The sequence below is a fragment of the Micromonospora sp. CA-246542 genome (genome assembly GCF_050942905.1).
In the GTDB taxonomy this organism is placed as follows: domain Bacteria; phylum Actinomycetota; class Actinomycetes; order Mycobacteriales; family Micromonosporaceae; genus Micromonospora.
Window position 1 is genome coordinate 2025198 of record NZ_CP192040.1, and the last position, 16208, is coordinate 2041405.

7 protein-coding genes are annotated in these 16208 nt (G+C 71.7%); 2 read left to right on the forward strand and 5 right to left on the reverse strand.

Translation table 11 applies throughout. The features are described 5' to 3' along the window. Positions 1-42: 42 nt before the first annotated feature. From ACQP0N_RS09655 to ACQP0N_RS09665, 3 genes are all read right to left on the reverse strand, one after another. Positions 43-5319 (reverse strand): RHS repeat domain-containing protein, encoded by a 5277-nt coding sequence (locus ACQP0N_RS09655; RefSeq protein ID WP_433119243.1) that lies wholly within the window; start codon positions 5317-5319, stop codon positions 43-45. Then, the gene (locus ACQP0N_RS09660; RefSeq protein WP_433119246.1) at positions 5250-5906 is read right to left on the reverse strand and encodes a hypothetical protein; all 657 of its coding nucleotides are present in this window, start codon (positions 5904-5906) and stop codon (positions 5250-5252) included. Before ACQP0N_RS09660 ends, ACQP0N_RS09655 begins: the two co-directional genes overlap by 70 nt. 67 nt (positions 5907-5973) lie before the next feature. Beyond that, complete coding sequence (locus tag ACQP0N_RS09665) at positions 5974-12150, reverse strand: RHS repeat-associated core domain-containing protein (RefSeq protein ID WP_433119248.1); 6177 nt, start codon at positions 12148-12150, stop codon at positions 5974-5976. A gap of 214 nt (positions 12151-12364) precedes the next feature. Between ACQP0N_RS09665 and ACQP0N_RS09670 the strand changes: the two genes are divergently transcribed. Further along, positions 12365-13390 (forward strand): helix-turn-helix domain-containing protein, encoded by a 1026-nt coding sequence (locus ACQP0N_RS09670; RefSeq protein ID WP_433119251.1) that lies wholly within the window; start codon positions 12365-12367, stop codon positions 13388-13390. 28 nt (positions 13391-13418) lie between these two features. On the opposite strand, the gene ACQP0N_RS09675 is transcribed toward ACQP0N_RS09670, so the two are convergent. Further along, on the reverse strand, positions 13419-13913 hold the full coding sequence (locus tag ACQP0N_RS09675; protein ID WP_355052962.1) for an SMI1/KNR4 family protein: 495 nt from the start codon (positions 13911-13913) through the stop codon (positions 13419-13421). Positions 13914-14086: 173 nt separating this feature from the next. Here ACQP0N_RS09675 and ACQP0N_RS09680 point away from each other — a divergent pair, with 173 nt between their 5' ends. After that, positions 14087-14716 (forward strand): VOC family protein, encoded by a 630-nt coding sequence (locus ACQP0N_RS09680; RefSeq protein WP_433119253.1) that lies wholly within the window; start codon positions 14087-14089, stop codon positions 14714-14716. Between the two features lie 239 nt (positions 14717-14955). Here the strand turns inward: ACQP0N_RS09680 and ACQP0N_RS09685 are convergent, their stop codons facing one another. Then, positions 14956-16011 (reverse strand): FUSC family protein, encoded by a 1056-nt coding sequence (locus ACQP0N_RS09685; protein ID WP_433119255.1) that lies wholly within the window; start codon positions 16009-16011, stop codon positions 14956-14958. Between the last annotated feature and the right edge of the window lie 197 nt (positions 16012-16208).

The window sequence follows — 16208 nt, forward strand, 5'->3', positions numbered from 1 at the left end:
GTTCTCCCGTTCTGCGGTTCCCGGTCGGAGCGTCCGGGGTGGTCAGCCGAGGTAGTAGACGCCGCCGCTCGACGGCCAGCCACCGGCGGAGCGCACCGTGCCACCGCCCGTGCCGCCGCCCGTGCCACCGTGCAGGAACCGCTGGATGTCGATGCTGTTGCGCGGCGGGCCACCGTCCGGTTCGTCGTCGTAGATCTCGGTCCGTACGTTCTCGTAGGGCCGCGGGCTGAGGCAGTCGTTCCAGCCCACGCAGTCGCGCTCCTGCCACTGGTAGACCACCCGGGGCGCCGGGTCCGGCCGTTGGGCGCAGGCGATCGCCGGCGCCGGATCACCGCTGTCGCAGGCGCTCCACCGGCTCTCCCGGATGTCCCGGCCGTAGTTGCGGGGATAGACCTCGAAGATCGGCAGGTCGATCACCCACGAGTCGGACTCCCGCACCGGTTCAGGCCCGTTGATCACCCCGGTGACGGAGCAGGTCCCGCCCTGGCACTGTGGCCTCGGCACGGGCTTGCCGGTGCTCGACTGCGATGCCACCCGGACCGGGTCAGCGACGCCCAGTCGCTTGAACAGGCTGTCGTACGGTTCCGGGATCCGGACCCGGCGACCGTCCGGGTCGGTGAAGGTGGTCGGATTGTTGTTCGCGTACGCGTACCCGTTGACCTGCTGTGAGTCCTGGTGGTCGACCACCGGGTCGGCGGCGTCGAACCGACCGGTCCCGGGGTCGTAGTCGCGTGCGCCGAGGTGGGTCAGGCCGGTGAGCGGGTCGACGCCGCCGTCGAGGAAGCCCCGGCCGCCCGGCCAGTTCACCGGGCCACCGCGCGGGTCGCCGAACGGCAGCGTGTGACGGCGGGTCACCTGCTGCGTCGCCGCGTCGACCGCGAGTACGGCGGTGCCGCGCTGATCCGGTATCAGCCGCGTGACGCCGCCCTTGACCCGCAGCGCGATGGTCTCCCCGTCGTGCCGGTAGTAGCGGTTCCCGGTCGTCGCCGCGCCGGAGCGGCGCAACTCGGTGTCGCCGAGATAGAGGGTGCTACCGCCCGCATCCCGGCGGATCAGCCGGTTGCCGTCCGCGTCGTAGATGTACGAGGTGGTCTGCCCGTTCGTGGTCACCGACGCGACGCGACCCTCCACGTCCCAGGTCAGTGACTGACCGGGCCGGCCGGTGGCGTTGCCGGCGGCGTCGTAGCCGTACCCGTCGGAGCGGTTGCCCGTCGGGCCGGTCGTATCGACGGTCCGTACGGTGTGCGGCTGCGCCCCACCCGGCGCGGGGTAGGTGTAGGTGCGGGTGACGTCGCCCCCCGCGGCGTGCCGCACGTCCCTGGTCCGGTTGCCGGTCGGGTCGTAGGCGTAGGACTGCCAGTAGGGCGCCGGGCCGGCCAGGTCACCGGTCGCCGGGTCGGCGGTGCAGTCTCCGGAACCCGCCCACGCCTCGGTCAACCGGCGCAACCGGTCGTAGCGGAAGCACTGGTCATCGCCGGTGGCCAGATCCGCTGCCCGGGTCAGGTCGCCCGCCGGGTCGTACTCGTGCACCGTGGCGGCCAGCAGGTCCTCGCCCAGCACCACAGTGGACTGGGTGAGGGCCCGGGTGCCGTCCTGGTAGCCGAAGCCGCGCACCACCTGCTGACCCGCCGGGCCGAGCGTCGACTCCTCGGGCTCGCCGAGGTTGGTGTAGCTGGTGCCGGCCACGTAGCTGTCCAGCGGCGAGGTCAGGCTCGTCGGGAAGCCCAGGCTGTCGTAGCCGTGGCGCAGGGTCTCGGCCGGCAGGTCCCCTGCGGCCGGCAATCCGGTCGAGGTGACCTGGTCGCCCTCGTTGTAGGTGTAGGTGGTGGGGTAGGTGCCGGCCAGCCCGGTCTCCGTGGCGGGGACCACCACCGCGGTCGCGGTCCGTCGGCCCCGCAGGTCGTACTCGACAACCCGGGTTTCGTACCGCTGACCGGCCACGTAGCGGACCGCCGAGGCCGGCAGTCCCTTGCCGAGCGTCGCGGTGTCGTACGTCCACTCGGCCAGCTGGGGGCCGTCGGTCGAACCGGCGTACGCGCCGGTGCGGCGACCCAACGGGTCGTAGCGGTACGCCACCGTCTGGCCCCGACCGTCGCGGACGCTGGTCACCTGACCCCGCGCGTCGTAACCGGTGAGCGTCGTACCGGTGTCCGGGGCCTCCTCCCGCACCCGCCGGCCGCTCAGGTCGTAGCCGTAGCGCCACACGTTGCCGACCGGATCGGTGACCGTCGCCAGTTGGCCGCCCTTGGCGTACGTGTAGAGGGTCTCGGCGAAACCGCCGGTCGGGGTCGGCCCGGCGTACTGCCGCAGTGCCGACCGCCGGCCGTGGGCGTCGAGGATCTCGGTGGTGGCGGTACCACCGGCCGGCGGTGTGGTGGAGATCCGGTCCCCGCCGTACGCCGTCGTGGTGCGCCACCGGTCCGGGTCCTCGCCGAGGACCTGGAGCGCCGTGGAGGTCCGCCGGTCCGCGCCGTCGTAGCCGTACACCGTCTGCGCCGTCACCAGTTGCGGATCGGGTGCCAGCGCTCCGTTGACGGCGCCGGGGTCGTGCCGGGGTCCGACGACGACGGCGACCCGACCGTGCGGGTCGTACTGGGTGTCGGTGACGATCCGTCCGCCCCGGGGCGAGTCCCGCTGCGTCTGGCGTTGCCGCAGGAGCCCGTCGAAGAGCTCATAGCTGTTCTGGTAGCTCGACCCGGCGAGCAGGGTACGGGTCAGCACGGCGCTCGGCCCGTCGCTGCGCAGCGTGTAGCTGAACTCGACGTTCGCCGGCGCGCTCACCGACCGTCCCGGCCGCCACACCCGCGTGATCCGGCCCAGTGGGTCGTACGCCCGGGTGGTGGTGCCCCCGTTGGTGTCGGTCGTGCTGGCCTGCACACCGCGCAGCGGCTCGTACTCCGTCGTGGTCGTGAAGCCGAGGGCGTCGGTGACCACCGTACGGGTCAACGGTCCGCCTTCGGACGGGGTGTACGTCGTGCGGGTGGGTTCGTCCAGCGCGTCGTACACCAGCTTGGGTCGACCATGCTGGTCGAGCGTGCGCCGGCTGGTCGTGACGTACGTGGGACCCCCGGCCCCGGTCTGCGCCTCCTCGACCCGCGTGACGTCACCCGCGCTCGGCGGGGCGCCCCACGTCGTGTTGCCGTCGTGGTAGTAGCGCTTCTCGGCGACCAGGTCGGCCGGGTATGGCGCCGCCGCGTCGCAGGCCACGCCGAGGGTCAGCTCCCGCTTGACCGCGCTGACCACCCACTCGGTGGTGTTCTCGGCGTACTCGACCCGGGAGCAGGTGTCGTCGCCCGGCTCCGCCACGTCACCCCGGTCGTGCGTCTCTTTCAGGCGGCCCCGGGCGTCGTACGTGTAGGCCCGCTCGGTGGTTCGGACACCGCCGCCGGCCAGTGCCGTCTCGACGCGTTCCCATTCCAGGTCGGTCAGGTGGGCCTCCAGCGTTCCGCCGGTCCCGCCGACGCGGGGACGCTGGGCGGTGAGCCCGAGGTCGCGCGGCTTGGCGACGGTACGGCTGACGAGCGCACCACCGTCGCCGTCGAAGACGGTGACGGACCGGTTGAAGCCCCGCCACATCGGTAGGTCCGGCTCACCATCGACACCCACCTGATCGGGCTGGCCGGTGCGGTTGACGTCGCCGTCCATGCCCCGCATGAACAGGTGCTCGGTCAGCGTGCGCCGACCCCCCGCCGCGCCGGTGCGGACCTTCACCCGCTGGTAGCCGCGCCACTGTCCCCAGCTCTTGCGTCCGGCCGGCACCAGTTCGGCGTCGTCGTGATGCCAGCCGGACCCGCCGAACACGTACTCGTAGGAGGTGGTCTTCGGAGGGTTGCCGCCGACCAGGTCGGACTCGGTCACCTGACTCACGACGTACTTGTGGAACCAGTCCTCGGTCGGCGTGGTCCCCCAGATCGCCGGGAAGCACCGCTTCTCGTTGCTGTCGACGGCGGGCACGGTCCCGGCCCGACACTCGGTCGGCTGGTACGCGACCTGGATCAGCCCGCCGGTCTCGGTGTAGATGGAACTGATCCGCCGCTTGTACATGGCCGGTCGGGTGTCGGCCCGGTCCACCCGGTTCTCCGCCGGCTGCCCGTCGAAGGTCACCGCCGGCAGGGTGGCGGTCCCGCCGACCAGACCCGCCCGGGTGATCGAGTCGAGCCACAGCGCCGCCGGCTGCCGGTCCGCCGGCACCGGGTACGACTGGCCGAAGGTCCAGGAGTCCACGTCCCGGGCCGCGCCACCGGTGACCACCTGAGTCGTAATCTTCGAGAGTCGCCTGGTGGACCAGAACGTCGGTGACAGCACCGGGCACCCGGTCACGTCGCACCACTGGTCCCACGGCGTGTCCGGCCAGTTCTGCGGCTGGGAACGGACGCAACTGGTGCCCGGAACACACCGGTCGGCCGGAGTGAAGACCACCCGGGCCGCGGGCTGCGCGGTGTAGACGGAACCGATCCGCTGCCCGTAGTCGATCCGGGTCGGTTGCCCGCCCCGCACGTACGGGGTGGGCAGGTCCGTCCGCCCCGCGCGGCCGTAGTGGTTGGTCTCCGGGGCGTACCAGTACGACATCACGTCGTTGTGCCGGTCCACGACGAAGTCCAGGTTCCACCGGTACGCCTGCTGGCACCAGGACGCCTCGAAGGTGGCGCCGTGACAGGGCTCGCCGGTGCCGTTGCCAAAGACGGGGACGGTCCAGGTGGACCCGGTGGTCGGGCTGCTCGCGCTGCCCTCCGGAAGCCGCTCCCGACCGAAGTAGTACAGGGTGCCCTCGGGTGAGGCCAGCCGCCAGTACTCGCCGTCGCGGGCGCCGTTCGGCGCTCCTTTGAGTCGATCGACCCGCCAGCCGTCGTCCTGCTCAGCCCGCCACAGGTCTTTGCCCGCGTCGTAGACCAGCTCACTGGTGAGGCCCGGCAGCACCACCGTGGCGTTGTCCGTCGCCCAGCACAGGTCGCCGCTGGTCGTGGGCCCGCCGTCGTCGCCGCACCGGACGTACGACCGTTCGATGAAGCCGGGCTGGTAGTCGAACCCCTCACCGAGCCAGGACGGCTGGTTGTTGGTGGACGCGACCCGCCCGTCGACCGAACCCGACGAGTAACGCAACGCGATCTCCGGCGTCGGGCCGGGCACGTTCGGCGTGCTCACCGGATAGGACCAGCTGAAGTCGCCGCTCTGCAGGCCCACCTGCCAGGTCGCGGACGGGGCCAGCGAGGTGGGGCGGAAGCTGCCGGCGCTGCCTTCGGGGGCGGCGGTCACGGCGTAGAGTCCGTCGCCGACCTCGGCGCGCAGCAGGCCGCTGTCGACCGCGTTGCGGCTCGGCACCGCCGTGCCGGTCCGGCACCCTTCGCGGCCGGGGTCGTCAACGCGCAGTCGGGCAGCCGGACCAGCCCGAGGCGGCTGGCGTAGTCACCGCCGTACGCCTGCCGAAAGCCCGAGTAGTCGACCTCGACCGTGGTCTGCCGGGCCACCTTGTCGGTGTGGCCGATCCGCAGCACCATCCCCCGCGCGCCGACCCGGGCGGTGGTGGCGCGGTCGAGAACCTCCACCCGCGCCGTGCCCGGGTCGGTGGCCGCCCCGGCGACCACCGTCGACGCGCCCACCTTCACCGGCAGCGCGCCGGCCCGCACCAACGCCGACGCGTCGTCGCGCGCCAGCCCGCCGACCTCGCGCGGCACCGGCACCTCGGCGATGCCGGCCGCCGGCCAGACCACCTCGGGCGCCTTACGCAGGGCGACCTTCGCCTCCGGGTCCGCCCCGCGCGGCCGGGCCGGCACCCGCTGCGCCGGCTTCCCCGACCAACCTTTGCCCTCCGCCGGCCCAGCGGCCGGAGCGGCCAGCCCCGGCGGCGCCGAGGCCACCACCGTCGCGACGACCACCGCCACAACCAACAACGAATTTCGTACGCGCATGAGGTTCTCCCCACTGACAGTGGTAGCTGAGGTGGCTTAACAGTTCTCGGCTATCGGCGGGCTCGTCCTATTCGGTCTCGATCTCGGCAGACCATCCCCAGCCGATTCCCATCTCGAAGCCCCACCAGCGCCCACCCTTCGAGTCACCTCCAGTGCTGAGGCAACCACCGACTCCTCGGTAGAAACAGCCGCCGTAGGTGGATTCGCGATCCTGAGCGGTTTGACCACCTACGCTCAAAGACCCCATGAAGCCGGGTTTGAGTGCGGTTTTGTTCAGCTTGATGTCCTGCTTTCCGATGCCGGCCTCGCCGCCGAACTTGAAGTGGTTTCCGGACTTGTCGTTCTCCACCTCGGCGCAAAGTATGACGCAGCCCTTCGCCTTGCCGTAACTGTTCGCAATCGCTTTGGTCTTCGGCGGCGGTTGAGATTTGATGTAGGCGCATTGTTTCGAACTCAGGCCCATTCCTCGACATATTCCGTACGCCTCGCCCTTCTTTCTTTCCCAGACAGGGTCCGTCTTTCGAGACCGCTTGTCGCGGGCGTCCAGTTGGGCGTCCTTGTCCAGCAGGCGGTCGCGGGCGGACTTCGGCGCCTTCGCCTTCTTCGGCTTGACCTTGCCGCGCTTGTCGCGATCGTCGAGTTGCTTGTCCTTGGCCAGCAGTCGGTCCCGCGCCGACTTCGGCCCGGCCGCCGGCCGGCGCACGGCCTTGGCCTTGGGCTTCGGCTTGGGCTTGGGCTTCTTGACGTACTTCTTGCCGTTGTAGCGGTGCGTCTTGTTGAACTGGGTGCAGCCCTTACCGGTGCCGCAGTCGGGTCGCAGCCCATCCGGGTCGGAGTAGGTGACCGGGCTGTTGTTCGCGTACGCGTAGCCCTGCATCTGCTGCGGGTCGGACTCGTCGATCACCGGATCGACGGAGAGGAACCGGCCGGTCTCCTGGTCGTACTCGCGGGCGCCGATCCGCACCAGGCCGACCCCGGCGTCCACGGTGCCGCCGACGAAGCCCCGCTGACCGGGCCAGGTGCTCGCCGCGGCGCCACGGCTTCCGCCGTACGGCAGGCTGTAGCGCCGGGTCGGGGTCAGGGTGACCGCGTCCACCGCCACCCCGGCGGTGCCGTTGTGGTCGTCCACCAACCAGCTGAGCCGGTTGTCCGCGGTCCGTACGGCGATCACGTCGCCGTCCTGGCCGTAGTAGCGGGTGCCGAGGGCGCCGCCACCGGCCGCCGGGCGGAACAGCTCGGCGTTGCCCAGGAAGTACGTGGTGCCGGTGGCGTCGCGGCGCAGCACCCGGTTGCCGTCGGCGTCGTACCCGAAGGAGGTTGTCCGGCCGCCCTCGGCGATCGCCGTCAGGTTGCCCTCGGTGTCCCAGGTCAGGGTCTGGTCCTTGCCGGCCACCGCCCGGGTGGTGGTGTTGCCGTCCGGGTCGTAGCCGAAGGTGTCGGTCCGGTTGCCGGCCGGCCCGGTGGTGGTGACCGACCGCAGGGTGTGCGGCTGGGCGGTGCCGGCGGCCGGATAGTCGTACGTCCGGCGGGTGTCGCCGACGGCGTCGTGGCGGACCTCCTCGGTGCGGTTGCCGACCTTGTCGAACCGGTACGACTGCCAGTAGGCGGCCGGCCCGCCGAGGACGGAGAGGCTGGGGTCGGCGGCGCACTCGTCGGTGGCGGTCCAGGCCTCGGTGAGCCGGCGCAGGTAGTCGGTGCGGAAGCACTGGGTGTCGCCGACCGCGGCGTCGGCGATGGAGGTGACGTTGCCGGCGTCGTCGTAGCGGTAGCTGACGTCGCTGACCATGGCGGCGTCCTCGGTGCTCACGCCGATTGCCTGCGCGGTGCTCAGCCGGCGGCTGCCGGTCTCGTAGCCGAAGGTCCGCAGCAGCACCGCCTCCGGGCCGCCGAGCTGGTACGACTCGACGTCACCCAGCGGGTCGTACGCGGTGTCGTTGACGTAGGTGACGCTGCCGCCGGACGCGGTTCGCGAGGTCATCGTGGCCGGCAGACCGAGGGAGTTGTAGGTGTAGGTGACCGTCTCGCCACCGAGGCTGCCGACGGCCGGCAGGCTGGCGGAGGTGACCGCCCCCGCCGCGTTGTAACTGAACGTGCTGGCGTACCGCTCGGTCTGCCCGGCCGTGGCGGCCGGGACCGTGACGGCGGTTCCGGTCGGCCGACCCGCCGGGTCGTAGCCCAGGGTCTCCGACCGGTACGTGTCGCCGCCCGCGTACCGGGTGGCCGCGGTGGGCAACCCGATACCGCCGGGCAGCGTGTCGTAGGTCCAGTCGGCCAGCTTCGTGCCGTCCGGGGAACCGTCGTACCGGCCGGTGGGGCGGCCGAGCAGGTCGTAGGTGCTGGCGACGGTGTGCCCGCGGGCGTCGGTGGCGCTGGTCAGCTGGTCCTCGTCGTCGAAGCGGGAGGTCGAGGTACCGGTATCCGGGTCCTCGGTGTGGATCCGGCGGCCGCGCAGGTCGTAGGAGTAACGCCAGACGTTGCCGGCCGGGTCGGTGACGGTGGCCAGCTCACCGCCCCTGGTGTACGTGTACCGGGTCTCGTCGTAGGCGCCGGTGGGTGACCCGCCGGTGTACTGCCGCAGGGCGGTGACCCGGTCGTCGGCGTCGACGACCGTCGTCGTGGCGGTGCCGCCGTCGGGCGGGTCCACCGACGTCCAGTTGCCGCCGTACGCGGTGCCGGTGCGCCACTGCTCGACGCCGTGGGACAGGAAGATCTCCACCGTCTCCCGGTCCGCTCCGTCGTAGCCGTACCGGGTCTCGCCGGGCACGCTGCCGGTCGGCCGGAACAGTTCCGGGACCGGGTCGCGACTGGCCTCCCAGTAGTCGTCGTAGGTGCGGTCGACACGGCCGTGGCCGTCGTGGAACGTGTCGGTGATGATCCGGCCGCCGGCGGGGGAGGCCGTCTGGGTCTGCCGGGGACGCAGGAAGCCGTCGTAGAGGGTGTACGCGGAGCGGTAACCGCCGCCGGCGTCCCCGGTCAGGGTCTCGGCGCGGGTGGCGCTGGTCCCGTCGGCGCGGACGACGTACTCGAAGCGACTGTTGGGGCTCTGGGTGTCCTTGGCCCGGCCGGGCAGCCACACCTGGCGCAACCGGCCCAGGGCGTCGTACGTCAGGTCGGTCCGTCGCCCGTTGGCATCCACGGTGCTGACCGGGCTACCCAGCAGCGGGTCCAGGGTGCTCGTGGTGGTGTGGCCCAGGGCGTTGGTGGTGCTGACCTGGGTGGTCGGCCCGCCCAGTGCCGGCGTGTACGCGGTCTTGCTGCGGCGGCCCAACGCGTCGACCACGGCGGTGGGCCGGCCGTGCCCGTCGACCTCGGTCGAGCCGGCGGTGACGTAGACCGGGCCGCCGGACCAGGAGCCGGCCTCCTCGCTGCGGGTCTCGTCGCCAGCGGTCGGCGGCGCACCCCAGCCCAACTGGCCGTCGTAGTAGCCGCGTTCGTCGGAGATGAGATCGTCCGGGTACGCCGGGGTGGTGGAGCAGCCCACGGCCACCGTCTCGGTCCGGGACACCGTGTCGGTGATCCACGCCTTCAGGTTGCGGGTGTACCAGGTACGGGTGCAGGTGTCGTCGCCCGGATCGGCCAGGTCGCCCTTGTCCTCGACCCGGGTCATCCCGGCGTAGTCGGGGTCGTAGCCGTAGTTGGTCTCGGTGGTACGGGTCGAGCCGTCACTGAGCGCGGTGAGGATCCGCTCGGTGGTGCCGGTCACCAGGTACGCGGTGAGCGGTTGCATCCCCGTACGCTCCCGGGTGGCCGTGGCCCGTACGCCGGTCAGCGCGGAGACCCTGCGCTGCAACCACGGACCACCGTCGCCGTCGTACGTGGTGACCACCCGGTTCAAGCCACTCCACTGCGGATCGTCGGGCACACCGTCCACCTGGACGCCCTGGTCCGGCGGACCGGACTTGTTGACGTCGCCGTTCATGCCGCGCATGAAGACGTATTCGGTCAGGGAACGTTGACCACCGGTTGCCCCGGTGCGTACCCGCACGGTGCGGTAACCGCGCCACTGCCCCCAGGTCTTGCGGCCGGTCGGGACCAGTTCGGCGTCGTCGTGGTGCCAGGCGTGCCCGCCGATGTCGTACTCGTAAGAGGTGATCTCCGGCGGGTTGCCACCCACCAGGTCCTCCTCGGTCACCTGGCTGACGGCATACTTGTGGAACCACTCCAGCCGGGAGGCGGACCCGACGCCCCAGTACACCGGGAAACAGCGCCGGTTGTTGTCGTCCTCGGCCGGCAGGCCCCCGGGCCGGCACTGCACCGGCGCGTACGCCACCGAGATCTGGCCACCTGTCTCGGTGTGCACGGCGCTGATCCGGCGTTTGTACAGCGCCTGCACGGTGTCAGCGGTGTCCACCCGGTTCGGCCAGGTCTGCCCGTCGAAGGTGACCGGCGGCAGCGTGGTGGTGCCACCGACGTGACCGGACTGCCGGATCGCGTCCAGCCACAGCGGCGGGCTGGTCTGGTCCTGCGGCCGGGGGTACGACTGGGTGAGCTGCCAGGAGCTGACGTCACGGTAGGCGCCGGCGGTGTACACCTGCGTGGTGACCCGGTCGAGGCGTTTGGTGGACCAGAACGTGGGGGCGAAGACCTGGCACGTCCCGGTCGACGTGCAGGCCTGGTCGAGTGGGGTGTCCGGCCAGTTCTGCGGCTGGGAGGTGACGCAGCTGCTCCCCGGGATGCACCGGTCGGCCGGGGCGAACACCACGCGGGCGGCGGCCGGCACGGTGAACAGGGTGTCCGCGCGCTGGCCGTACTCGATGCGGTCGAGCTGGCCGCCCCGGACGTAGGGGGTCGGCGCGGTGGCGGTGGCGTTGCGGCCGTAGTGGTTGGTCTCGGGGCGGTAGTAGTAGGACATGGCGTCGCCGTGCGGGTCGACGACGTAGTCGAGGTTCCAGCGGTACGCCTGCTGACACCAGGCGTCAGCGGGGGTGCCCCGGTAGCACCAGGCCCCGGGCTCCTTGCCGAAGACCGGCACCGTCCAGGTCGAGTTCGTCTCGGCCCGGCCGGCGGCCCAACCCGGTAGCCGGTTGAGGCCGAAGTAGTACTGGGTGCCGTCGGGTGCGGTGAGTCGCCAGTGTTCGCCCTTGTCGCCGTCGCGGCTGTCGGTCCTGTCGTCGCCGTCGTCGCCGTTGACGGCGCCGGTGAACCGCTCCACCCGCCAGCCGTCGTCGTCGGCCATCCGCCAGGTGCGGCTGGTGTCGTCCAGGACCAGCTCGCCGGCCGCGCCGGGCAGCGACACGATCGCGTTGTCACTGCCCCAGCAGAGGTCTCCCACCGGTGAGGCGGGCTCGGTCGAGCAGGGCTTGTAGGAGCGCTCGATGAAGCCGGACTGAAGTTCGAAGCCCTCGCCCACCCAGGACGGCTGGTTGTTGTTGGCGGCCACCCGCCCGTCGATAGAACCGGACGAGTAGGTCAGCGCCAGGTCGGGCTCGACACCGGGGACCTCCGGCGTGTCGATCGGGTACGACCAGGTGAAGTCCCCGGACTGGAGCCCGACCTCCCAGGTGGCCGTCGGTGAGAGCGAGGTGGCCTGGTAGCTGCCGGCGCCGCCGGACGACCCCGCGGTGAGCGCGTACAAGCCGTCGGGCACCCGGGCCTCGACCCGAGCGGTGGCCGGCTGATTGCGACTGGAAACCGCCGTGCCGGTGCGGCAACCGGGGGCGGCCGGCGTGGTGGCCGCGCACTCGGGCATCCGGACCAGCCGCAGCCGGGAGCCGTAGTCGCCGCCGTAGGCGGTACGAAAGCCGGAGTAGTCGATGCTCACCTGTGTCCGGGCCGTGTCGTCCCGGCGGGAGAGTCGGATGAGCAGGCCGGTCAACCCGGCCGCTCGGACGGCGTCCTGGCCGAGAAGCTCGACGCGCACCGTGCCGGCCCCGGTGGGCGATCCGACCCACAGAGGTAGGGCACCGGCCCGGGCGAGGGAGATCTCCGGCTCGCTCGACATCGGCCGGACGGCGGCGGCGACGGGTACGTCTACGGCGGCGGCGGACGGCCACTCAGCGCGGGCCGCCTTACGCAGCGCGGCCTGCTCCTCCAGGTCGACAGCACGCGGGCGGGCCGGTGCCGACGTCCCCTTGACCGGCGCGACCGGGTTCTTGGCAGCGGGGGAGCGGGGGCGGCCGGCGGGCCCGGCCTGTGCGGGCGCCGCCCCGGCCAAACTGATGACCAGCGCCAGGACGAGAGCGCCGGCCAGCGAGCCACGACCGGCGCGTATCCAGCCGATCCGACGGGTACCTGGTATGGGCATCCTGTTCCCCCCCGGGTGAAGTGGTGACTGCGAACAAGCCGGTTGCCCCGCACGCGCCGGATCGGCCGTCCGACTAGGACACTGGGCGTCGGACGTCGCCGTGGGCAACGGATCCAGCGCGTTCGGGACAGTCCCGAACGGGCCCGCACGGCGAGCGTCAGATGACTAGGATCGTTAACCTCGATCGGGTCCGATCGACGCATGGGGGAGTCGAATGTCCGAAGCCGGAACGCAGCCGCCGAACCCCGACGAGGCGACGAACCCGGCCGAGTTCGTGACGGCGCTGCGGGCCCTGCGGGAATGGTCCGGCCTCACGTACCGGGAACTCGCGGCCAAGGCCGACGCCTCAGGGGACGCCCTGCCGTCGAGCACGATCGCGTCGGCTCTGAGCCGTACGACCCTGCCCCGGCAACAGGTGGTGCAGTCCTTTGCGAGAGCCTGCGGACTCGGCGACGCCGCCGCGGCCCGCTGGGTCGCGGTCCGTAACCGGCTTGCCGTCGGGCCGATCTCGAGCGGTTCTCCGGATCCCGTCGAGGAGGCCGAGGTGGCCACCGCGGAACCGGTCGCGCCGCCCGCGCCGGCTGCTCGGCCGCGACGGTCGAGGAGGGCAATCGTGGTGATCGCCGCCCTCGCCGCCGTGATCGGCTCGGGCACGGCGTTGGCCTGGAAGGGCACCCTCGGCTCAGACGGCTCGAACGGCTCGGGTGGCCGTGCCGTGGAATCCTCCGGGGCTTCCACGCCCGCGACTGCCGCCCTGCCCGATGGCTGGTACCTGATCCAACCCGCGCACGTGCGGGATCGTGACCTGTGCCTGGGCGAGGGGCGGGAGCGTAACGGCCGTACCGACCGGCCGCTGGCGGTGCAACGGGCGTGCGACCGGATCTCCCCGGACACCTTCCTCAAAGCGGTCGGTGTCGGGGTCTACGAGATCGAATGGCACCATCCGAAGGAGGGCGCGGGCTGTCTGACCGTCGACGAGGCGCTGACGGGGGACGGCGCGTTGTTGGCGCCGGACAACTGCACCGGTGCCGCCCACCAGCGGTACCTGTTGGAGGCCACAAACGTGCCGGTGCCCGGCGGCTACCGGCTACGTCCGATCCACAGTGGCCTCTGCGTCGGGGCGCTCGGCGGCCCGGCCGATGTGAACCCCGGCGCCGAGGCGATGCAGGCGAACTGCACCGGGGCCCTGGATCAGGAATTTCTGTTCGTCGCGACGAAACAGGCAGGCCGATCGTCCTGAATCACTGCCGTGGTTGCCGTGCGGACGATCAATCGTCCTCATCGAAATCCGTGTCGTCGACGAGGCCGCCCAGGAACGTCTCGAAATCGGGGGCGAGGACGGTGATCTGGTAATCCCACTCCTGGTCGACGTGCACGACTGTCGGCTCGCCGGTGGACCGGTAGTCGAGGGCGATCATGTCGTGGCCCGCCGAGGGGCAGTCGGCGATGTAGATACCAATGTCGGGGTAGCCCCACTCGGCTATCCAGAACGCGCTCCCGAGCTCGCCGCACAGGCTGAAGGGCGCGGTCCGGCCGATCGCCGCCAGGGTGTCCACCGCGACGTAGTTCGCCGACCAGGAGGTTCGGCTGGGCGAGGGGTGGGCGTCACGAGCCAACAGTCCGCCGTTGTGTCGCCGGGCCAGGTCGACGTACGCGGCGGGTAGCTTGCGGCCGAGCTGCGCCTCCACCTGCCGTAGAACCTCGTCGGTGAGCGGACTTTCCAGCGGATCGGAGGCGTCGAAGATGATCGTGGGATCGAGCACGCGCTGACGGTAGTCGCTGAACGTCGGTTGCCGGAACGCCCCGGGCTGCACTGTCTGAACGCTGTTCGTGCTGAGGATTCACTCCTGCCGCGACTGCGCGGACCCGGCGGGTGCGCTGCACCGACGCTTCCTCGGCTGGCTCAGGTGAGCATCCTGCTGTTAGGTTCGCGAACGTGACGGTGCAGATCACCGCTGGGCGTTTCCACGAGGCTGACGGTGTCGAAGACTGGCGTTGTCTCTACCACCTGGTCTCGGCCTACTTCCGGACTGGCTCGCTGTCGGCGGGGATCGCGTTCGTCGACGAGATCGGCCGGCTCGCCGGCCGCGACGAGCACGAGCATCTCAACCTGGACCTGCGCCACGCGGGCGTCACCGTGTCGCTGTCCCGGCGTGACATCTCATTGGCGCGACGGATATCGGCCGCTGCGCGGGCGCTGGGCATCCCCGCCGATCCCACGGCGGTGCAGCTCCTCAACATCACCCTCGATGCCCTGGTGAAGTCGGACGTGCTGCCGTTCTGGCAGGCGCTGCTGGGATACCGGCAGATCGGTGACGACTACCTGGCCGATCCGGCGCGACGGGGGCCCGGATTCGGGCTGCAACCCATGGAGACGGCACGACCGCAACGCAACCGGATGCATGTCGACATCGCCGTCCCGCACGATCAAGCGGAGGACCGCATCGCCGCCGCCCTGGCCGCCGGCGGGCGCGTGGTCTCCGCAGCGCACGCGCCGAAGTGGTGGGTGCTGGCCGACCCCGAGGGTAATGAGGCATGCGTCGCGACCTGGGTCGGACGCGAGTAGCGGGCCAGCCAGAGCGCGACCCGCAAATGGGCCCGAAGCTGCTGATCTTTGGGAACTCGAACGCGGGCTCGTGAACCAACTGCGCAAGGAATTGGGCGCGGTATACCGCTTACCACCGCATCCGCCTCCACGCAGGTGGCTGCGGGTCACGCCCGGCCACCGGCCGCGCGCGGCGGCGCGGTCCAGCCCGCAACGGGCGAGATGGGCACGAACTGCCTCTCGCACCGACTGACCGGCCGTCACACCCGGCTCAGACCGAGCGCCTCGTCCACCCGGTCCAGCACCCCCACGTCGTCGTGGCCGACGCCGCGCAGCAGGTCGATGGCGGTCGCCCGGATCTGCCCGACGATCATGGTGACCGGCAGCGGCGGATCGGACCGCAGCAGGCCTGCGGCGATCCGGACCGCCTCCAGGGCCGCGGCGTCGGCCCGGTGCGCGTGCCGGTCGGCGTCGGCGCCGCTCAGGTCGCTGGCCAGTGCCTCCCCGGCCGACCGTACGGCGGCGGTCAGCGCGCCGATCGCGGCGGCCAGCTCCGGCGGGGTGGCGGTGTGCCGGCGGGTCAGGGTCACGCCGGCCCGGGCCAGCACCCGGATGTTGCGCGCGGCGTAGTCGAGCTGCCGCAGCGTCGCCTCCACGTCGACGAGCTTGCCCAGGTGCCGGCGGCGCAGTCCCAGCCGCAGCGTCTCACCGGTGGCGAGCACGGCTGTCTGTAGCTGGGCGACGCAGTCGTCCACCTGCCGGGCCTGGTCCAGCGCGGCGCGGGCGGCCTCCTCGTCGCAGCCCCGCAGCGCGGTGCTCACCTCGTCGAGCAGGTCGGCGAGGTCGGTGTAGCTGCGCCGGGCCTGCGCCACCAGCGGCGCCAGTGGGTCGCGGGCAGCCATCAGTTGGCTGGCGGCCAACGCCACCGCGCCGCCGATGAGCGCGTCGACGAAGCGGAACGGCATCAGCGTGCCATGCGGCGCGGCGACCACGACCAGGTACATGGCCGAGACGGTGGCCTGCACGACCAGGGCGCGGCGGGCGCCGATCAGCACCAGCGTCGTGGTGGTCAGCAGCAGCACCAGCAGGACCGTGCCGGTGCCGGGGCCGAGCGCGTACACGAGCAGCTCCGCGACGAGCACGGCGGCGGCCACCGCGAGCAGGATCTCGACGGTCTGCCGCAGCCGTCGCCCGCGGGACTCACCGAGTACGACGAGCGCGGCGGTCGGGGCGTAGAACGGGTCCGGGTGACGGATCACCACCGCTGCCACGATCCAGGCGACCACCGCGGCGGCGGTCAGCTCGACCACGGTCATGCCGTCGCCCCGCAACCGCGCTACGGCGTCGCGCCCCCAGGTCCGCAATGGTGCTGCCCCTCTCGCCGGGCGGACCCGACCCGGCCGCCTATTGATCTTCCGCGAGGACCGGGACTACCCCGCCTGTGAGCTGCTCAATCGTTGGGTGGCGGGCGGCACGCGGGACGGCAGGCCGGTGGCAGGTCATGGTGGGCGGC

Excerpts from the sequence above, each read along its gene's own strand:
- ACQP0N_RS09670 (WP_433119251.1), top strand. The coding sequence starts at position 12,365 with ATGTCCGAAGCCGGAACGCAGCCGCCGAACCCCGACGAGGCGACGAAC.
- ACQP0N_RS09665 (WP_433119248.1), bottom strand. The coding sequence starts at position 12,150 with ATGCCCATACCAGGTACCCGTCGGATCGGCTGGATACGCGCCGGTCGT.
- ACQP0N_RS09660 (WP_433119246.1), bottom strand. The coding sequence starts at position 5,906 with ATGCGCGTACGAAATTCGTTGTTGGTTGTGGCGGTGGTCGTCGCGACG.
- ACQP0N_RS09685 (WP_433119255.1), bottom strand. The coding sequence starts at position 16,011 with ATGACCGTGGTCGAGCTGACCGCCGCCGCGGTGGTCGCCTGGATCGTG.